This is a genomic window from Stenotrophomonas sp. A3_2 (assembly GCF_036624925.1).
Classification (GTDB): Bacteria; Pseudomonadota; Gammaproteobacteria; order Xanthomonadales; family Xanthomonadaceae; genus Stenotrophomonas; species Stenotrophomonas hibiscicola.
In genome coordinates, this window is sequence record NZ_JAZKVY010000261.1 from 46,952 (window position 1) to 65,976 (window position 19,025).

At 66.0% G+C, this 19,025-nt stretch carries 16 protein-coding genes and 1 pseudogene; 8 read left to right on the plus strand and 9 right to left on the minus strand.

From position 1 onward, the window contains the following. Window positions 1–60 precede the first annotated feature (60 nt). The 4 genes from R5H29_RS12225 to R5H29_RS12240 all read left to right on the plus strand — a co-directional run bounded on the left by R5H29_RS12225 (window position 61) and on the right by R5H29_RS12240 (window position 6,672). Window positions 61–2,163, plus strand: coding sequence for a M13 family metallopeptidase (locus R5H29_RS12225; protein WP_019660623.1), 2,103 nt, complete (start codon window positions 61–63; stop codon window positions 2,161–2,163). Window positions 2,164–2,385: 222 nt separating this feature from the next. After that, a complete protein-coding gene (locus R5H29_RS12230; protein ID WP_329842538.1) occupies window positions 2,386–4,392 on the plus strand; it encodes a M13 family metallopeptidase in 2,007 nt (668 codons plus the stop codon). Between the two features lie 125 nt (window positions 4,393–4,517). Beyond that, a complete protein-coding gene (locus R5H29_RS12235; RefSeq protein WP_155029909.1) occupies window positions 4,518–5,012 on the plus strand; it encodes a VOC family protein in 495 nt (164 codons plus the stop codon). 76 nt (window positions 5,013–5,088) lie between these two features. After that, window positions 5,089–6,672: an NAD(P)/FAD-dependent oxidoreductase gene (locus R5H29_RS12240; RefSeq protein ID WP_332329227.1), complete on the plus strand. Its 1,584-nt coding sequence runs from the start codon at window positions 5,089–5,091 to the stop codon at window positions 6,670–6,672. Window positions 6,673–6,739: 67 nt separating this feature from the next. On the opposite strand, the gene R5H29_RS12245 is transcribed toward R5H29_RS12240, so the two are convergent. From R5H29_RS12245 to R5H29_RS12280, 8 genes and pseudogenes are all read right to left on the minus strand, one after another. Then, a complete protein-coding gene (locus R5H29_RS12245) occupies window positions 6,740–7,330 on the minus strand; it encodes an imm11 family protein (RefSeq protein ID WP_329842536.1) in 591 nt (196 codons plus the stop codon). A 189-nt stretch (window positions 7,331–7,519) separates the two neighbouring features. Further along, window positions 7,520–8,194: a rhomboid family intramembrane serine protease gene (locus tag R5H29_RS12250; RefSeq protein WP_032128229.1), complete on the minus strand. Its 675-nt coding sequence runs from the start codon at window positions 8,192–8,194 to the stop codon at window positions 7,520–7,522. A gap of 93 nt (window positions 8,195–8,287) precedes the next feature. Next, window positions 8,288–8,626, minus strand: coding sequence for an MGMT family protein (locus tag R5H29_RS12255; RefSeq protein WP_224329410.1), 339 nt, complete (start codon window positions 8,624–8,626; stop codon window positions 8,288–8,290). Beyond that, a complete protein-coding gene (locus R5H29_RS12260) occupies window positions 8,623–9,543 on the minus strand; it encodes a DMT family transporter (protein ID WP_029550870.1) in 921 nt (306 codons plus the stop codon). The genes R5H29_RS12255 and R5H29_RS12260 overlap by 4 nt, the downstream gene beginning before the upstream one ends. Window positions 9,544–9,704: 161 nt before the next feature. Then, on the minus strand, window positions 9,705–11,063 hold the full coding sequence (gorA, locus tag R5H29_RS12265; protein ID WP_332329228.1) for a glutathione-disulfide reductase: 1,359 nt from the start codon (window positions 11,061–11,063) through the stop codon (window positions 9,705–9,707). Continuing rightward, window positions 11,060–11,203 (minus strand): annotated as a pseudogene (locus R5H29_RS12270) (amino acid dehydrogenase); the annotation flags it as partial. The gene gorA and the pseudogene R5H29_RS12270, both read right to left, overlap by 4 nt. 15 nt (window positions 11,204–11,218) lie before the next feature. Beyond that, on the minus strand, window positions 11,219–12,463 hold the full coding sequence (locus R5H29_RS12275) for a DUF418 domain-containing protein (RefSeq protein ID WP_332329229.1): 1,245 nt from the start codon (window positions 12,461–12,463) through the stop codon (window positions 11,219–11,221). 99 nt (window positions 12,464–12,562) lie between these two features. Beyond that, window positions 12,563–13,045, minus strand: coding sequence for a peptidylprolyl isomerase (locus R5H29_RS12280; protein WP_111098588.1), 483 nt, complete (start codon window positions 13,043–13,045; stop codon window positions 12,563–12,565). Between the two features lie 111 nt (window positions 13,046–13,156). On the opposite strand from R5H29_RS12280, the gene R5H29_RS12285 reads away from it, so the two are divergent. Both R5H29_RS12285 and R5H29_RS12290 read left to right on the plus strand, forming a co-directional pair. Beyond that, window positions 13,157–13,696 (plus strand): C40 family peptidase, encoded by a 540-nt coding sequence (locus R5H29_RS12285; RefSeq protein ID WP_031270212.1) that lies wholly within the window; start codon window positions 13,157–13,159, stop codon window positions 13,694–13,696. A gap of 131 nt (window positions 13,697–13,827) precedes the next feature. Further along, entirely contained in the window at window positions 13,828–14,601 is a 774-nt protein-coding gene (locus R5H29_RS12290; RefSeq protein ID WP_005414115.1) for a C40 family peptidase, read from the plus strand. 224 nt (window positions 14,602–14,825) lie between these two features. Here R5H29_RS12290 and R5H29_RS12295 read toward each other — a convergent pair whose 3' ends face one another. Further along, complete coding sequence (locus R5H29_RS12295) at window positions 14,826–16,160, minus strand: dicarboxylate/amino acid:cation symporter (protein ID WP_019660634.1); 1,335 nt, start codon at window positions 16,158–16,160, stop codon at window positions 14,826–14,828. Between the two features lie 153 nt (window positions 16,161–16,313). Here R5H29_RS12295 and R5H29_RS12300 point away from each other — a divergent pair, with 153 nt between their 5' ends. Together R5H29_RS12300 and R5H29_RS12305 are read left to right on the plus strand one after the other, a co-directional pair. Then, on the plus strand, window positions 16,314–18,020 hold the full coding sequence (locus R5H29_RS12300) for an alkaline phosphatase (protein ID WP_019660635.1): 1,707 nt from the start codon (window positions 16,314–16,316) through the stop codon (window positions 18,018–18,020). Further along, on the plus strand, window positions 18,017–18,562 hold the full coding sequence (locus R5H29_RS12305) for a WG repeat-containing protein (protein ID WP_332329230.1): 546 nt from the start codon (window positions 18,017–18,019) through the stop codon (window positions 18,560–18,562). Before R5H29_RS12300 ends, R5H29_RS12305 begins: the two co-directional genes overlap by 4 nt. Window positions 18,563–19,025 lie beyond the last annotated feature (463 nt).

A 19,025-nucleotide genomic window follows, 5' to 3' on the forward strand; every position in this document is an offset into this window, starting at 1 on the left:
GTTCGGCCCACGGCCGTCCCACGGCCTTTCCCTGACTCACTCGGCCTGGAGGCCATCAAAGTGACCCGTACTCCCAAGATCGTGCTGCTGACCCTGGCCGTTTCGGCCGCGCTGGTCGGCTGCGGCAAGACTGAAACCCCGGCCAAGGACGCCACCGCCTCCACGCCGGCCGCGGCCGAAGCCACCAACTACACGCTGGACGAAAGCAAGCTGCCGGCCTACAACGCTTTCCAGCCCAGCGATCTGGATACCACCAAGGACGCCTGCGGCGCCTTCGGCGACTATGTGAACAGCAAGTGGCTGGCCGCCAATGAAATTCCGGGCGACCGCACCAGCTGGGGTGCGTTCACCATCCTCGACGAGCGCTCGGTGGCCGTGCAGCACCAGCTGGCCGAACAGGTGGCGCAGGTCAAGAATCCGAACCACATCGAGAAAATCGTCGGCGACCTGTGGGCCACCGGCATGGACGAGGCCAAGATCAATGCCCAGGGCATCGAGCCGCTGAAGGCCGACCTGGCCGCCATCGACGGCCTGCAGGACAAGGCGGCCATCGCCGATTACCTGCGCACCAGCGCGGCCAGGGGCGACAACGTCCTGTTCGGCTTCGGTGCCGAAGCCGACTTCAAGAACTCGGCCGTGAACATGGCCTACGCCAGCCAGGGCGGCCTGGGCCTGCCGGACAGCACCTATTACACCGACGCCAAGAATGCCGACAAGCTGAAGGCCTACCAGGCGCACGTCGCCAAGGTGCTGGAGCTGTCCGGTGTCGCCGCTGCCGACGCCGCCAAGCAGGCCGAGGACGTGGTCAAGTTCGAGACCCGCCTGGCCAAGGCCTCCAAGTCGCGCGTGGAGCTGTCGCGCAACGTCGAGCTGTACTACAACCCGGTCACCCTGGCCGATGCCGACAAGCTGACCCCGAACTTCAGCTGGACCGAGTTCTTCAAGTCGCAAGGCGTGGCCGCGCCGGAGAAGTTCTCGCTGGCCATGCCGGCCTTCCATGAGGAAGTGAGCAAGGCGCTGGGCGATACCGACCCGTCGGTGTGGCGCGCCTACCTGCGCTTCCACACCGTGGACAGCGCCTCGCCGTACCTGGCCGATGCCTTCGTGCAGGAAAACTACGAGTTCTACGGCAAGACCCTAAACGGCCAGAAGGAACAGAAGCCGCGCTGGAAGCGCGTGCTGGGCACCATCGAAAACGATGCGGGTGAAGCCTTCGGCCAGCTGTACGTGAAGGTTGCCTTCTCGCCGGAAGCCAAGGCGAAGATGGAAGAACTGGTGAAGAATCTGGCCGCCGCGCTGAAGGAGCGCATCCAGGGCTTGAGCTGGATGAGCGAGGAGACCAAGGCCAAGGCCATCGCCAAGTGGGAAACCTTCACCCCGAAGATCGGCTACCCGGACAAGTGGCGTGACTGGTCGGGCCTGCAGACCCAGCGCGACAGCTTCCTGGGCAACGTGCGCGCGGCCAACGAGTTCAACTACAAGTTCAACCTGTCCAAGATCGGCAAGCCGGTGGACAAGACCGAGTGGGGCATGACCCCGCAGACGGTCAATGCCTACTACAACCCGCTGCAGAACGAGATCGTGTTCCCGGCCGCCATCCTGCAGCCGCCGTTCTTCGACCCGAAGGCCGACGACGCATTGAACTACGGCGGCATCGGCGCGGTGATCGGCCACGAAATGACCCATGGTTACGACGACCAGGGCGCGCGCTTCGGGCCGACCGGCAACATGGAAGACTGGTGGACCGCCGCTGACAAGAAGAACTTCGAAGGCCTGACCGGCAAGCTGGTCAAGCAGTTCGACCAGTACAAGGTCGACGGCCAGGCGGTGAACGGCCACCTGACCCTGGGTGAGAACATCGCCGACCTGGGCGGCCTGGCTACCGCCTACGATGCCCTGCAGAAGGCCAGCGCCGGCAAGGAAGACCCGAAGGTGGACGGCTTCACCCGCGACCAGCGCTTCTTCTTCAACTGGGCCACCGTGTGGCGCACCAAGTACACCCCGGAGAACGCCAAGGTCCGCCTGGCGACCGACCCGCACGCCCCGGCACAGTTCCGCGCCATGGGTGCACCGTCGAACCTGCCGACCTTCGCGGCCGCGTTCCAGTGCAAGGCCGGTTCGCCGATGGCCCGCACCGGCGAGCAGCAGGTGGTGATCTGGTAAGTCCTGGCTGACGCTGTTGCAGACCTGCAAAGGCCCGGGAATTCCCGGGCCTTTGTTTTTCCGGGGTGTCTTTCATCCACGCATGGCGTGGATCTACTGATCCCGGCGCTCCCCGGTAGCTGCCGACCTTGGTCGGCGAATGCACCGCGACGCGTGCATCCCGCGCCCATGCCTGGCTTGCTATAGTGCGCGCGCCCTCAATCCATCACGGATTCGTTCCACATGCCCAACTTCCGTCCGCTTGCCATCGCCCTGGGCATCAGCCTGGCGACCCTGGTCCCGACTCACGATGCGTTCGCCGCCAAGAAGAAGGCCGCACGCGCTCCGGCCGTCAGCGCCCAGTGCAGCGACTTCTACGACGCCACCAATGCAGGCTGGCTGAAGGCCAACCCGGTGCCGCAGACCGGCGCCGTCACCGCGCTGGGACAGCTGGTTGACCGCAGCCGCCAGCAGCAGCGTGAACTGCTCGACGCCGCGATGAAGTCGCCGCAGGGCAATGTGCAGAAGCTGCTGGGCGACTTCTGGGCCAGTGGCCTGGACGAAGCCGCCGTGGAAGCAGACGGCTCCAATCCGATTGCGCCGCTGCTGACCCGCATCAACGCCATCAAGAAGGCCAAGGATGTGCCGGCCTCGATCGCCGCGCTGCACCAGGTCGGCATCCCGGTGGCCTTCAACTTCGGCCCGGACGTCGACCTGAAGGCGCTGGATCGTCACATCGGCTACTTCATGCAGGGCGGCATGGGCCTGCCGGATCCGGCGTTCTATACCCGCACCGACGCCGACACCGTGGCGCTGATGGGCCGCTACCGCAACTACGTCAAGCAGATCCTGGCGCTGACCGGTACCCCGGCCGCCAAGCTGGATGCCGAGTCGCAGGCGGTGATCGCGCTGGAAACCGAACTGGCACGCAATGCGCAGTCGCTGGCCGGCATCAACAACCCGTTCAACAACTACGCGCCCATCTCCACCAAGGAGCTCAACAGCCGCTACCGCAACCTGCAGCTGGATGCCTTCCTGAAGGCACAGGGCGTGGACGATGACCTGGTCTCGCTGGCCGACCCGGGCCTGTTCAAGCAGCTCGATGGCATGGTCACCAAGCTCAAGCCGGAGCAGTGGAAGGCGTACCTGCGCTGGCGCGTGGGCGACTCGATGGCGCCGTACCTGTCCAAGGCCTACCGCGACGCCGAGTTCGAATTCCGTGGCCGTGTGCTGCGTGGCCAGACCCTGCCGCCGCAGCGCTGGGAATCCGTGCTGGATGCAATCAATGTGGCCGCCGGCCCGATGGTCGGCCGCGAGTACGCCGCCCGCTACCTGTCGGCCGAAGATCGTCGCCAGGCCGCATGGATCGTCGACAAGGTGCGCGAAGTACAGATCGAGGCGGTAAAGAACAGCAGCTGGATGAGTGCCGAAGCCAAGACCGAAGCGCAGGCCAAGCTGGCTGCGCTGAAGATCGAGATCGGCACTCCACTGCGCGACCTGGACTACAGCGTGCAGCCGATGGGCCGCGGCTCGTTCGGTGGCAATATGCTGATCGCGTCGACCTGGCGCCATCGCGAGGAAATGAAGCGCATCGGCAAGGGCAACGCCGACCGTCGCTGGGACGTGCTGCCGCAGCAGCCGTCGCTGGCCTATGACCTGGCGCAGAACCGCCTGATCGTCACCGCCGCGATCCTGCAGGGCCCGGTGTTCAACGCCAAGGCCGACGCCGCCGACAAGTTCGGCAGCTTCGGTGGTCTGGTCGGCCACGAGCTGACCCGTGCGATCGATGCCAAGGGCGCACTGGTCGATGCCAAGGGCGAACTGCGCAGCTGGTGGACCCCTGCCGACAAGACTGCCTGGACCCTGCTGGGCAACCGCGTGGCTGCCCAGTACGGCGCCTACGACTTCCCGGGCGTGAAGGGTGCCAAGGTCAACGGCACGCTCACCCAGGAAGAGAACCTGGCCGACATCGCCGGCCTGGAACTGGCCTGGGCCGCATACACCGCGCAGGAGCCGAAGGCCAAGCCGGCACAGCAGCAGGGCTTCTTCCGCGCCTGGTCGACGTTGTGGGCGCAGCAGCTGTCGCCGAACGAGGCCGCGCGCCGCCTGACCGCCGACATCCGCGCGCCGGGCCTGTGGCGCAGCAATGGCACGCTGGCCAACCTGCCGGCGTTCGGTGCCACCTTCAGCTGCAAGGCCGGCCAGCCGATGCAGCGCAGCGAATCCGAGCAGATCAAGGTCTGGCGCTGAGCCAGCCGTCACGCTGGGGATGCAGAGGGCGCCTTCGGGCGCCCTTTTTTTTGCGGATGCAGCACGATCCCGGGTTAACACCGCCCGTGCTATCGCTGCGCCTTCGTCCGCTGCGGAGCCCGACCATGGCACACAAGAACACGATCTGTATCTGGTACGACAACGGCGCGCTCGAGGCCGCCACCTTCTATGCCAACACCTTTCCCGACAGCGCGGTGAGCGCTGTCCACCACGCCCCGGGCGACTACCCGGACGGCAAGGAAGGCAACGTACTGACGGTCGAATTCACGGTCTGCGGCATCCCCTGCGTCGGCCTCAACGGCGGCACCGCGTTCAAGCACAGCGAAGCCTTCTCCTTCCAGATCCAGACCGAGGACCAGGCCGAGACTGACCGCTTGTGGGACGCCATCGTCAGCAACGGTGGCCAGGAGAGCCAGTGCGGCTGGTGCAAGGACCGCTGGGGCATTTCCTGGCAGATCAGCCCGCGCATGCTGATCGAAGCGGTGACCAGCAAGGACAAGGCGCTGGCCAAGCGGGCCTTCAACGCAATGATGCCAATGAAGAAGATCGACATCGCCAGCATCGAAGCAGCAATCAAAAAAGGGGACGGAGGGGATTAAGTCGTTTTTCCCCATTGTCTGTGACCCAATGCGAATTGCGACTTAATTCCCTCCGTCCCCTTTTTCCGAGGTGCTGATGTCCTGGGATGCGATCATCATCGGTGGCGGCCACAACGGCCTGGTCTGCGCGGCCTATCTCGCACGCGCTGGCAAGAAGGTGCTGGTGCTGGAACGTCGTGGCGTTCTCGGCGGCGCGGCGGTCACCGAGGAATTCCACCCCGGGTTCCGCAACTCGGTGGCGTCCTACACGGTGTCATTGCTGCAGCCGAAGGTGATCGACGACCTGCAGCTGCATGCGCATGGGCTGCGCATCATCAATCGCCCGGCCAACAACTTCCTGCCATTGCCGGACGGCCGCTACCTGCTGTCCGCACCGGGCCGCACCCAGGTCGAGGTCGCGAAGTTCTCCGAGCGGGATGCACAGCGGCTACCCGAATACGAAGCGCGACTGGAGATTTTCGCCGACGTGCTGCGTGCGTGGGCCCTGCGTACACCACCGGACCTGGGCGTGGCGGGTGGTTGGCGCGCACTATCCGCGCTGTGGCAGATGGGAAAGCTCGGCCGCGAACTGGCGGCGTTGGATGCACCACTGCGACAGGAGCTGCTGGACCTGTTCACACTGTCGGCGGCGGAGTACCTGGACCGCTGGTTCGAGAGCGAGCCGATCAAGGCGCTGTTCGGCTTCGATGGCATCGTCGGCAACTACGCCAGTCCGTACACGCCGGGCAGTGCCTACGTGTTGCTGCATCACGTGTTCGGCCAATGCAATGGCGTGAAAGGTGCGTGGGGCCATGCGATCGGTGGCATGGGCGCGATCAGCCAGGCCATCGCCGCCGCTGCACGCGAGGCCGGTGCGGAACTGCGCGTGGATGCCGGCGTGCAACGGGTAGTGACCGAACAGGGCCGCGCCGTGGGGGTGGAACTGGCCAACGGCGAAACCCTGCGAGCACGCGCGGTGGTCGCCAACGTCAATCCGAAGCTGCTGTACGAACAGCTGCTGGAGCCGGCGCAGGTACCGGCTGCGACACGCGAGCGCATGGCGCAGTGGCGCTGTAGCTCGGGCACCTTCCGGATGAACGTGGCGCTGTCGCGGCTGCCGGACTTCCGCGCCCTGCCCGGCCCCGGCCCGCACCTGAGCGCGGGCATCATCCTGGCCCCCAGCCTGGACTACATGGACCGCGCCTGGCTGGATGCGCGCCGCGATGGCTGGTCACGCGAGCCGATCGTGGAAATGCTGATTCCCAGCACGCTGGACGATTCGCTGGCACCACCCGGACAGCATGTCGCCAGCCTGTTCTGCCAGCACGTGGCACCGGTTCTGCCTGAGTGCCGCCATTGGGATGATCATCGGGATGCGGTGGCTGACCTGATGATCACCACCGTCGATCACTACGCCCCCGGCTTCGCCGACAGCGTGCTCGGTCGGCAGGCGCTTTCACCGTTGGATCTGGAGCGGACGTTCGGGCTGATCGGCGGCGACATCTTCCACGGCGCGCTCAGTGCCAACCAGCTGTTTTCGGCACGGCCGATGGTCGGCCAGGCCGGCTATCGCGGCGCCCTGCCCGGCCTGTACCTCTGCGGTGCGGGTACGCATCCGGGTGGCGGGGTGACCGGTGCGCCCGGGCACAATGCGGCGCAGGTAGTGCTCCAGGACCAGTAGATCCACGCCATGCGTGGATGAAGCCTTCACCCCACATTTGAATAAACCGTTCGAAGGACAGAATTGTCTAGCAACGCTCGCAAACAGTTCTGTCTTGCGGCGTTAGATCCAGCGCTTTGTAAAAAGCCAATCCCGACAAACCACTCTTCATCAACAGGTCTTTCGTGCGGCTACTTACGATGATGGAATTTGGGCGTTCGCGACACCCGACAACATCGAAATCGTCGGGCGACTCTTCCTTGATCACTGTGTACAAGAACATGTAGGTCGGGTTCACAGGGTCAAAGTTCGTAAGCTCGTACTCGCTTGCCGCCATGTCGCAGCAATTGACGAGATTCGGGATATTGATCGCGCTGTAGCCATCTACTACATCGCCACCGCAGACGACTGTGGCGTCGAAAAACTCGACATCAGAAGGCGCCAAGGCTTCCAAGGCTGTCTTAAGCTCTCTGCTGACTAGGTCAGGCCCAGTGCTTGAGACAATGTGGTGCTTCCTTAAGCGCTTCAGAGCCGCCCGACTCTTAACTTGATAGAGAAGCACGGGCTTCAGCCCTTCAAGTCGGATGCCTGCCCTGAACAGGAGATAGTCCTCCGACCCATCATGATCGTAGTTCAATAGTCCGTACGAATTTCCGACAGTCGTCAGCAGGTAGCCCATGCCGAATCTCTACATGATGTAAGAAACATCATTCTCAGATCAGAGATTCAAAATCAACGGCCTGGTTGCCTGAGCAGGACCTTTCAGTGCCATCGAGCAACGACAGGGAACGGCGCCCCAGCATTGGGGGCTTCGTCCAAAGCGTGCCAACCAAGGTTGGCACCTACCCGCGTCAAATGAGCCTGCGGCTCATTTGACGCTGCGCAGATGGTTCGGGCGCTTCGGGGGGCCGGGCGGGCGGCGCTTGTTGAACGGCGATTGCCCGCGCCAGTAACGGATCAGCAACCAGCCAAACAGCATGCCGCCCAGGTGCGCGAAGTGGGCCACGCCTGGCTGCCAGCCGGTCATGCCCAGCACCAGTTCGCCCACACCGAACAGGATCACGAAGGTCCGTGCCTTCATCGGGATCGGCGGGAACAGCAGCATCACCCGCTGGTTCGGGAACAGCATGCCGTAGGCCAGCAGCAGGCCGAACACGCCGCCGGAGGCGCCCAGCACCGTGGCCGGATTCTCCAGCAGCGTTCCCACCAGCAGCTGGCAGACACCGGCACCGGCCACGCAGACCAGGTAGTACAGCAGGAATCGCTTCTCGCCCCAGGTCTGCTCCAGCGGCGCACCGAACATGAAGACCGCCAGCATGTTGAAGAACAGGTGGCCGAAGCTGCCATGCAGGAAGCCATAGGTCAGCAGCTGCCACGGCTGGAAGTTGCCGCCCGGCGAGAACGCATCGAAGCCCTGCTGCAGCGGTTGCAGCATGAACGGCTCGAAGGTCTGCATGCCGAGCAGGAACGGCTGCTGCAGCAGGAACAGGATCGCGTTGGCGATCAGCAGGGCCTTGGTGACGGTTGGCAGTCGCGGGAACATGGGAGCACCGGCATGGAACGGCCTCCATCATAGCCGCAGCACCGTGTGTTGTTGGCGACCGGCAGGCGCAGCCTGTTCAGTCGCCAGCGGTGCTCAGCCCGGGCCCCACACGGCGGCATCCAGCGCCGCGGCCGGATCGGTGGCAGGCATCCGCACCCGGCCGTTCTCCACCACCACACCTTCGGCACGCAGCCGTTGTGACTGCTCGCGCCAACCAGCCGACCCTTCTTCCATGGCAATGCGCCCGTCCGAACGCAGCACGCGATGCCAGGGCAGGTCGGGATCGTCGTTCTGGCCGAGGATGCGCGCGGTCAAGCGCGCACGCCCCGGCAGGCCGGCACGCATCGCCACCTGGCCATAGCCCATCACCTGCCCCGCCGGGATCGCGCGGATCACCGCCAGGATGCGCGCCCGCGCCTGCTCCGGCGTCAGCGCCGCAGGCGGGTCACCAGTAGTACACCGATCAGCACCAGCACGGTGCCGGCGATCTGTGCCGGCCCCATCGGTTCGTCGAGCAGCCATAGGCTCATCACGATGGTGGAAACAGGGCCCAGCATACCGACCTGCGCGGCAAGCGACGAACCCACGCGCTGCACCGCCAACATGATCGCCAGCACCGGCAGCACCGTACAGACAGTGGCATTGACCAGCGACAGCCACTGTACCGGCGCCGGTGCCTGCCACAGCAACGGCAGCGGATGGGTCACCGCGAAATGCAGCAGCACCAGCACGCTGGCCACGCAGCTGGCGTAGGCGGTGAGGCGCACCGCACCGATGCGCGCGACCACCTGGCCACTGCCGAACAGGTACAGCGCGTAGCTGAGCGCACTGCCCAGTACCAGCAGGCTGCCGACGATGATCTGCCCGCCCTCGCGCTGAAGATCGTGGCCGAAGGCGAGCAGCACGCCCAGATAGCTCAGCACCAGCGCACCGATCTGCCAGCGGCCCGGGCGCTGCCGTGCCAGCAGCACGTTGATCAGCAGCACCAGGGTCGGGTTCAAGTAAAGAATCAGCCGCTCCAGGGTCACGCTGATGTACTGCAGGCCCTGGAAATCGAGCAGGCTGGACAGGTAGTAGCCGGTGAAGCCCAGCCACAGCACGCGGGCGCGGTCGGCCCAGGACAGCGGCTCTGCCCGGCGCGCAGCCCACAGTGCCATCAGCACGAACAGCGGCAGCGCCATCAGCATGCGCAGGGCGAGCAACGTGGTGGCATCGACGCCGTGGCGCAGGCCGAGCTTGACGATGATGGCCTTGCCGGAGGCGGCGATGGCGCCGATCGCGGCCAGGCCGATACCCCCCAGCGCGATGCGCGGGGAAGCGGTGGCGATACGGGAAGCGGGGCTGGACATCAGGACGACGGCGGGCCGCATAGGGCGGCCCGGAAACGCATTGGGGGGCGCCCAGTATCGCATGGGGGCGCCAGGTTCCCTGTAGAGCCGAGCCTGCGCTCGGCTGCACCATGTCTGCACGGAATGCAGCCGAGCATAGGCTCGGCTCTACAACTGCGGGCTCAGCGCATCAGCACCACTTCTTCGGCCGAGGTCGGGTGGATCGCCACAGTGTCGTCGAACTGGGCCTTGGTCGCGCCCATCTTCACCGCCACGGCAAAGCCCTGCAGGATCTCGTCGGCCGCTTCGCCCAGCAGGTGGATGCCCACCACGCGTTCTTCCGGGCCGGCACAGACCATCTTGAACAGGCTGCGCTGGGGGCCGTTGGCCAGCGCCTGCAGCATCGGGCGAAAGCGGCTGTGGTAGACGCTCACCTGGTCGAAACGCCGGCGCGCTTCCTCCTCGCTCATGCCCACCGCGCCCAGCGGCGGATGCGAGAACACCACGCTGGCCACGTTCTCGTAATCCATCTTCGACTGCGGGCGGCCCCCGAACAGCCGGTCCATCAGCCGCCGCGACGCGGCCACCGCCACCGGGGTCAGGCCGACGTTGCCGGCGATGTCGCCGACCGCATGCACGCTCGGCACACGGGTGGTCTGCCACTCGTCCACCTGCACCTGCTCGTGCTCGCCGATGTCGATGCCGAGCGCTTCCAGACCCAGGCCACGGCTGTTGCCGCGGCGGCCGGCAGCGAAGAACACCGCATCGAACACGCTGTCGAGCGGGCCATCATGGCCGAATGCACGTACGCGCTCACCATCGCGCTGCAGTTCGCGCAGGCGATAGCCGAAATGGATGCGCACGCCCTGCTGCTTCAGGTTCTCGGCCAGCTGATCGGTCAGCTCGTAGTCGAAGCGATCCAGCAGCCGCTGACCGCGCACCAGCAGGCTCACCCTGCTGCCCAGTGCCTGCAGCAGGCCAGCCAGCTCCACCGCGATGTAACCGCCACCGATGATCGCCACCTCGGCCGGTGCCGCGCGCAGATCGAAGAAATCATCGGAAACCAAGCCCAGTTCCGCGCCGGGAATGTCCGGGCGCAGCGGGTGCGCGCCGGTGGCGATCAGGATGTGTTCGGCGCTGTAGCGCACGCCATCGCTGCAGGCCACGGTGTGCGCATCGAGCAGATGGCCGCGCGCCGGAATGCGCACCACGCCGGTTTCGTCCAGGCGCTTGTGGTAGCTGGTATGGATATTGCTGATGTAGGCCTGGCGATGTATCACCAGTTCCTTCCACGACAGCGCCGGGCGCGCTTGGACATCGAAGCCCATCGCACTGGCCAGGCCGATGCGCTCATGCAGGTCAGCTGCCAGCCACATGGCCTTCTTCGGCACGCAACCGACGTTGACGCAGGTCCCACCCAGTTCGCCCGGCTCCAGCAGCGCCACGCGCTTGCCGTGCTGCGCGGCGCGGATCGCACCGGCCAGGCCGGCGGAGCCGCCGCCGAGGACGATCAGGTCGTAGTCATAGAGTGCAGTGCTCATCGGAATCGCTCGGGTCGGTAGGGGGCAGGGTCGATCACCGGCGTACGGACGCAGACGAGATCGGCGATCAGCTGGCCGTTGCCGGCGCTCATGCTGATGCCGAGCATGCCATGCCCAGCTGCAAGCCAGACGTGAGGATGCGCGCCCTGCATCGATCAGCCCTGCCCGGCTCCACGCCGCATCGGTGGCCACTGGCGATAGGTCATTGCACGCCATAGCCATTCCACCGGACCAAAGCGGAAGCGCGCCAGCCACGCGTGCGAAACAGCCACCTGCGCTGCGAATACCAGCAGCGCGAACAGCAACTGCACGCTGCGCGGCATCCGCTCGAACCCGCCCAGGCCATAGTGGTAGAACAGCCAGGTACACAGCAACGACTGGGCCAGGTAGTGGGTCAATGCCATGCGCCCCACCGGCGCCAGCCATCCCAGCCGCGCGCGCCAACGCACGATCCACGCCAGGTAACCCAGGCACATCGGCAGCCCGCCGATCGTCACCAGTGCCATCGCTGCGGTCACCGGCAGGTCGTAGGCGCCCGGTACCAGATACGGCTTCCAGGCAACGCCGAGCAGCGTGACCGCCAGGCCCAGCGGCAGTGCCACCCAACGCAACAGCACGTACAGCCGTGGGAAGCGCTCGGGTGATACCAGTGCACCGCTGCTGGCGAACCAGCTGCCGATCAGGAACATGCCCAGCACTTCCGGACCGGTAATCAGCAGCGCGCCCATCGACGATCCGAACTCGTGCAGGCGCTGCGCGGTGGCCTGCATCCAGCTGCCGTGCCCGTACACCAGGCGCTGCTGCGCGATGGCCTGCTGTGCTTCGGCAAGCATCTTCTGCATGTCTTCGGCCGAAGCCATCGACACCATCGCACCCACCAGCAACATCATCGCTACACCGCCGAGGTAGACGATCACGCCCATCCACGGCAGCCAGCTGCGCGGCGCCTCGCGGCAGGCCAGCAACGGCAACGAGACCAGTGCATACATCACCAGGATGTCGCCGGACCAGACCAGCAGTGCATGGCACAGGCCGATCAGCAGCAGGCCGGCGCTGCGGCGCAGGTAGAACGGGGTGAAGTCGCGCCCGGCCACCTCGGCGCGTTGCGCCATCACCGCAAAGCCGGCACCGAACAGCAGCGAGAACAGGGTGAAGAACTTGCCCTGCACGAACACATAGACGAAGGCGTCGGCCCAGTAATCGATGCCCCGCCAGTGCACGTCAATGCCGGTGAAGGCCAGGTCCAGCGGACCGCTGAAGGCCTCGATGTTCATCAGCAGGATGCCCAGCAGCGCGGCACCACGCAGCACGTCCAGCACGGCGATGCGTTCGCCGGAAGCCACCGGCTGCAGGGAAGGAGAGACAGCGTTCACGGGGCGTCCGTCAGGCAGGTCCGCCATTATGCCGCCGGCCCGCGCGCCATGGATGGCCGCGCCATGTTCCAGAAACGCAACGGCCCGCCGAAGCGGGCCGTCGCATCCATCACGATCGCGCTGCGATCAGTGCTGGTGACCACCGTCGCCGTGGACGTGGCCGTGGTCGAGCTCTTCCTTGCCGGCTTCGCGCACATCGACGATTTCCACGTCGAAGTGCAGGTCCTTGCCGGCCATCGGGTGGTTCAGGTCGACGTCCACGACGCTCATGCCGACCTTCTGCACGGTCACCGCACGCGGGCCGAAGTTGGTCTGCAGCACCACCTGCTGGCCCGGGGCCAGCTTGGTGTTGCCGAAGTGCTTCTTCGGCACGCGCTGGGACAGGCCCTCGCGGCGCTCGCCGTAGGCATCGGCCGCCTTGACGTCGACGCTGAAGGTCGCGCCGGCTTCCTTGTCCATCATGGCGTTTTCCAGGCCCGGGATGATGTTGCCATGGCCGATCAGGATCGCCAGCGGCTCGCCGCGGTCCTTGGACGATTCAATCGGCTCCTGGCCGACTTCGGAAACGGTGTAGTGGAAGCGGACAACGCGGTCTTTTTCGATCTTCATGCGCAACTCTGTCTGGATCTGCCGGAGGCAGGCGGGTTGGGGCGGGTTGTCGCCCGACGGGGACGCCGCCATCATGACGGCCATTCCAAGGTGGCGCATTATCCGGAGATCATGCACATCACGCCAGTTTCGTCCGGCCCGCGCCGGTTTCTCGCCCCGGCCCTGCTGCTGGCCCTGCCCGTGTTGATGACCGCCTGTGGCGGCGGCAAGGCCACCCGCCCGGCGCCGCCCCCGCCGACGGCGAACTGGCCGAAGACCGTGCCGGACAACCCCGAGGCCGCCAACTCGGTGCTGATGCGGGCCATCAGCCTGGTCGGCACGCCCTACCGCTATGGCGGCAACACCCCGGACTCGGGCTTCGACTGCAGCGGGCTGGTCGCCTATGTCTATCGCGAGATGCTGGACCTGCGGCTGCCGCGCACCTCGCGCGACCTGGCGGCGGTACAGGGCCCCAGGATCGATCCGCAACGCCTGGCCACCGGCGACCTGGTGTTCTTCGGCAGCCGCGGCAGCGTCACCCACGTGGGCATCTATGTAGGTGAAGGGCGTTTTGTGCACGCGCCGAGTACCGGCGGTACGGTTCGCCTGGACTCGCTCAGTGGCCCCTACTGGAAAGACCACTACACGGGCGCGAAACGTGTCCTTCGCTAAGCTGAACAGGCGATATGTCTAAAAATGTGACATTCGTCACTGCATAAATAACGATTTTATAACGGAATTTTTAACTTATCCGCGCTTTTACAGGGCATGATGCCCCATCGTTTTTTTCCTGTGACCGACGCGTGACGACTGACGACCTGAAAAGCGAAGGCCAGACTTCCGTATCTTCACGTAGTGCCCGCCCGCTGTTGCTTGGCCTGGCACTGTGCCTGACCAGCCTTCCGGCCTGGTCGCAGACTGCTCCAAACCGTTCCGATGTGACCCCGGCCCCGGTGGCCGAGAGCACCGCCCGACCGGCCGCCAAGGCCGAGGCTGCCGCTCCGCAGCGCAGCCGAGTCGATGCCGCCGCCAGTGCCACGCTGGCCGCCCTGCTGCCGCACCTGGCCGCCAACGACACCATTCCGCTGATGGATCGTTCGGCCGTGGTGGCCGGTGACCTCAGCCGCCTGCTCGCCAACTACGACACCAGCAGCGCCGCCAATGGCAGCGTCGTCGGCACCGCCGCCGACAACGGCAAGGTGCAGTCGCTGCTGCGCCGCGCGATGACCCTGCTGGGCACCCCGTACCGTTGGGGTGGCAGCAACCCGGACAGCGGTTTCGACTGCAGCGGCCTGGTCGGCTATGTGTTCCGTTCGGCGCTGGGCATCGAGTTGCCGCGCGTCTCGCGCGAGATGGCGCACGATGACAACGCCGAACTGATCAACGACCGCACCGCGCTGGCGGCGGGCGACCTGGTCTTCTTCGGCCGCAAGGGCCGCGTCGACCACGTCGGCATCTATGTCGGCGACGGCCGCTTCCTGCACGCCCCCAGCTCGGGCAAGGATGTGCGCGTGGACACCCTGCTCAGTGGCTACTGGGGCAACAAGTTCATGCAGGCCCGCCGGGTGGATCTCTGACCCCTGGCGCTACAGCGCCGCCTGATGCAAGAAGCCGCTGCCCTGCAGCGGCTTTTTTGTTGGGCCCGTACGTAATGGTGGGTGGCTGCCGACCTTGGTCGCCACCGGCTCCATCCATGCATGGTGTGGATCAAGCGGAGGCCGCCTTGGCCGACACCGCCTCGGCCATCCCCCAAACAAAAGGCCCGCCGGTCAGGGCGGGCCTTTCAATTCAGCACACCACCTCAGGCGCGTGGTGGTGTCGGGTCGGGATCATCCACGCCCACGTTGCTGGACGGGTTGTCGTACACCGCCTGGTCAAGCAGCCCGGTCTCCTTGGCCACGATCACCGGTACCAGCATCTGGCCCGTCACGTTCGTCATCGTGCGCATCATGTCCAGGATGCGATCAATGGCATACAGGTAGCCGATGGTCTCCAGCGGCAGGTTGGCCGCACTCAGCACCACCGTGGCCATGATCACCGCAGTACCCGGCACGCCGGCGGTACCGAAGCTGCCCAGCACCGAGGCGATCAGCACCACCACGTACTGCTCCGGAGTCAGCGGCACACCGCTGTACTGTGCGATGAACACCGCGCACAGCGCCGGGTAGATCGCGCCGCAGCCGTCCATCTTGATGCTGGCGCCCAGCGGCACCGCAAACGAACCGTAATCCTTGTTCACGCCCAGGTTGTGGGTGATCGAACGCAATGCCACCGGCATCGCCGCGAAGCTGGAAGAGCTGACGAACGCAACCTGCATGCCCGGCGCCGCACCACGGAAGAACTTCAGCGGGTTCAGTCCGTGCGCCAGCAGCAGTGCGCTGTAGACCACCACGATGTGCAGGGCGCAGGCCACGTACAGCGCCAGCACGAAATGCCCCAGCGGCAGCAGCTTCTCGAACCCGTAGCTGCCGACCAGACCGGCGATCAGGCCAAAGGTGCCGATCGGGGTGACTTCCAGCACGAAGCGGGTCACCTGGATCATGATGTCGCTCATCTGGCCGACCAGCTTGCGCGCCTCGGTCACCTTCTCGCCGAGCTTGACGATGGCGAAGCCGACCAGGCCAGCGAAGAAGATGACCGGCAGGATCGAGCCACGGCCGGCGGCCAGCACGGTTTCGCCGGCCGCGTTGACCTTGGTGCCGATACCGGACAGCGCATAGAAGACATTGGCCGGTACCACGTCCAGCAGCACCTGCACCACGCTGGGCACTTCGCGCGGCACGTAATTGCTGGCCATCGTCAGCTGCAGGCCACCGGCGCCGGGCTGCAGCACGGTGCCCACGCCCAGGCCGACGCACACCGCCAAAGCAGCAGTGATCACGAACCACAGGAAGGTGCGGCCACTGAGCGCGGCAACCGACTTCTGGCCGTGCAGCGACGAGATCGCATTGATCACCGCGAAGAACACCAGCGGCACGGCGATCATCTTGATCAGGGTGACGTACAGCTCGCCAAGCGGGCCGAACCACGTTTCCGCGGCCGGGCCGAGCGCCCAGCCGGCCAGCGCGCCGAGCACGAAGCCACCGACCACGCGCTGCCAGAATGGAATCCGCAGCCAGGCAGAGACCAGCTTCATAGGCAATCCAGAGGGAAGGAAGGGATGCTGGCACGATAGCCCATCAACGGCTGGGGAACGACCGCCCGACCGGCAAATCAGTGTGTCATCGGCGTGCCTTGCGAGGGCGGGCATAATGAACGTCCCGTTACAGTTTGTGAGATCCCAGCGTCCATGCGCCGTTCCGTCTCCCTGTTGGCCGCCTGCGCCACCACCCTGCTGCTGGGCGCCTGCGCCAGCACCACCCCCGCCTCTGCCCCGGCCGGCCTGAAGGTCGCCGTCGATCCCGTCGCCCACCCGGCCGGCGAAACCCCGCAGTGGTGGTACCGCAGCGGCGCTGCCCAGGCCGCCGCCAACGGCGCGATGTCCGGCAAGGCCAAGAACGTCATCCTGTTCCTCGGCGACGGCATGAGCCTGACCACCGTGGCCGCCTCGCGCATCTACGAGGGCCAGCGCAAGGGGGGCTCCGGTGAAGAGAACTTGCTGTCCTGGGAGCGCTTCCCGGCCACGGCGTTCAGCAAGACCTACAACACCGATTCGCAGACCCCGGATTCGGCCGGCACCATGACCGCCATCACCACCGGTGTGAAGACCCACATGGGTGCGATCGGCGTCAGCGCCGGCAGCCGCACCGACTGTGCCGACAGCCTGTCCAAGGGCCTGCTGACCTGGCTTCAGCTGGCCGACAGCGCCGGCCTGGCCACCGGCGTGGTGTCCACCGCGCGCCTGACCCATGCCACCCCGGCCGCGACCTACGCGCACTCGCCCGAGCGCAACTGGGAAAACGATACCGACCTGACTGAAGCGGCGAAGGCGGCCGGCTGCAAGGACATCGCCCAGCAGCTGCTGTCGACTTCGCGCTACGGGCGCGGCCCGCTGGTCGCCCTCGGCGGCGGGCGCGGGGAATTCACCACCGTGGAAGAGCGCGACCCGGAGTACGACGACAAGGTCGGCCAGCGACTGGATGGGCGCAGCCTGGTGCAGGAATGGCAGCAGGCCCATCCGCACGGCGCCTACGTGTGGAACAGCAAGCAGCTGGCCGCCGCCGCCAACGCACCGGCGATCCTCGGCCTGTTTGAACCGGACCACATGCGCTACGAGTACGAGCGCCCGCAGGATCCGGGCGGTGAGCCGAGCCTGGCCGAACTGACCGCAGCGGCGATCAAGAATCTGTCGAGGCACCCGGAAGGCTACGTGCTGATGATCGAAGGCGCACGCATCGATCACGCCAACCACAGCGGCAACGCCTACCGTGCACTGACCGAAACCGTGGCGCTGTCCGATGCGGTGCGCGTGGCCAGCGAGCTGACCTCGGCCGACGACACCCTGATCATCGTTACCGCCGACCACTCGCACACGCTGAACTTCGTCGGCTACCCGGCGCGCGGCAACCCGATCCTGGGCAAGGTGAAGGACAAGGGCGGCGAAGATGGCGCCGGCAAGCTGGACTACGCACTGGACGGCACCGGCCAGCCGTACACCACGCTGAGCTACGCCAATGGCCCGGGCCACACCGGCAGCAGCAACCAGCAGCCGGCCGGCCCGAAGCGCTATCCGCACAACCCGAGCAGCTTCGAACCGGCCAACGGCCGCCCGAACCTGCGCGAGGTCGACACCGAGCATCCGGACTACATGCAGGAAGCGCTGGTGCCGATGAAGTCCGAATCGCACGGTGGCGAGGACGTCGGCATCTGGGCACGCGGCCCGGGCAGCAAGGCGATCCGCGGCACGCTGGAACAGAACGCGATCTATCACATGATCGTGCAGGCCACCCCGGCCCTGCGCGAGCGCCTGTGCCAGGCCGGCACCTGCGATGACAAGGGCGTGCCGGTGCAGCTGCCGGCACCGACCGCGTTCGAGCGCAAGGCCGAGGCCAAGTGATCGCACGGCAGGCCCGCCCTGACGCTGCCAGCGGCCGCTTCGCGCGGTCGCTGGCCCTGCTTGGCATGCTGGTCAGCGCCACTGCAGCGGCACAGGCACCGGCATGCAAGCTGCTGACCGACGAACACGGGTTGTGGCCGCTCCCCAACTGCGAGGTGGTCGATCACCGGCTGAAGATCAGCGCCGATACGCTGAAGGACCTGAACTACGACGACCACGGCCTGGCCGTGGTGTATGCCGACCAGGGCTTCCACTACGTCGACCGCACGGGCCACAGCCTGCCGGTGCTTACCTGGGACAATGGCCCGGAAACGCCGCAGGAAGGCCTGCTGCGCGGCCGCGTCGGCAACCGCGTGGGTTACTTCGACCTGACCTTCCGCCAGGTGGTACCCGGCACGTTCGATTTCGCATGGCCGTTCCAGGACGGCGTCGCCGAGGTCTGCAATGGTTGCCGTCGTGGTACGCCGGATGCCGATGGCCACACGCCGATGGAAGGCGGAGAGCGGTTCCGCATCGACCGCTCGGGCCGCCGGGTGAAGTAGGGTTTCGGCAGGGCTGCGCCCTGCACCTGCAGACGCAACGGCAACGGCAACGGCCGGAAGCAACAGCAACAGCGTGCATTCCGTGGGATGGCGGGGCACTGTGGGTGTGCGGGGACGGCGCGAGTACGTCCATGTAGCCTTGGTCGCCGCATCCATGCGGCTCACACCCCGCAAACCCACAGTGCCCAGCCTTCGACAGTTTTCCGGCGGCTGTTGGTAGGTGTCGACCTTGGTCGACACATCTGTCAGATATCGAATGAGTCATCCACGCATGGCGTGGATCTACTGTGTCCACCAAGGTCGACACCTACCAAAGCGGTGCAAGACGCCGTTCCGACAGATCGCGGCAATCTGTCGAAGGCGGGGTGGGTCCGGTTGCGGGGGCGTGAGCCGCATGGGCCCGAGGCATGCCTCGGGCGGGTTGGGCAGGACGCCCAACCCCGGTCTTGCCGTGTGCGCAGGA

What these genes read in the sequence shown, in the direction of transcription:
- R5H29_RS12300 (WP_019660635.1), top strand. Translation starts at nt 16,314, where the DNA reads ATGCGCCGTTCCGTCTCCCTGTTGGCCGCCTGCGCCACCACCCTGCTG.
- R5H29_RS12235 (WP_155029909.1), top strand. Translation starts at nt 4,518, where the DNA reads ATGGCACACAAGAACACGATCTGTATCTGGTACGACAACGGCGCGCTC.
- R5H29_RS12260 (WP_029550870.1), bottom strand. Translation starts at nt 9,543, where the DNA reads ATGTCCAGCCCCGCTTCCCGTATCGCCACCGCTTCCCCGCGCATCGCG.
- R5H29_RS12240 (WP_332329227.1), top strand. Translation starts at nt 5,089, where the DNA reads ATGTCCTGGGATGCGATCATCATCGGTGGCGGCCACAACGGCCTGGTC.
- R5H29_RS12230 (WP_329842538.1), top strand. Translation starts at nt 2,386, where the DNA reads ATGCCCAACTTCCGTCCGCTTGCCATCGCCCTGGGCATCAGCCTGGCG.
- R5H29_RS12285 (WP_031270212.1), top strand. Translation starts at nt 13,157, where the DNA reads ATGCACATCACGCCAGTTTCGTCCGGCCCGCGCCGGTTTCTCGCCCCG.
- R5H29_RS12280 (WP_111098588.1), bottom strand. Translation starts at nt 13,045, where the DNA reads ATGAAGATCGAAAAAGACCGCGTTGTCCGCTTCCACTACACCGTTTCC.
- R5H29_RS12245 (WP_329842536.1), bottom strand. Translation starts at nt 7,330, where the DNA reads ATGGGCTACCTGCTGACGACTGTCGGAAATTCGTACGGACTATTGAAC.
- gorA (WP_332329228.1), bottom strand. Translation starts at nt 11,063, where the DNA reads ATGAGCACTGCACTCTATGACTACGACCTGATCGTCCTCGGCGGCGGC.
- R5H29_RS12275 (WP_332329229.1), bottom strand. Translation starts at nt 12,463, where the DNA reads ATGGCGGACCTGCCTGACGGACGCCCCGTGAACGCTGTCTCTCCTTCC.
- R5H29_RS12295 (WP_019660634.1), bottom strand. Translation starts at nt 16,160, where the DNA reads ATGAAGCTGGTCTCTGCCTGGCTGCGGATTCCATTCTGGCAGCGCGTG.
- R5H29_RS12250 (WP_032128229.1), bottom strand. Translation starts at nt 8,194, where the DNA reads ATGTTCCCGCGACTGCCAACCGTCACCAAGGCCCTGCTGATCGCCAAC.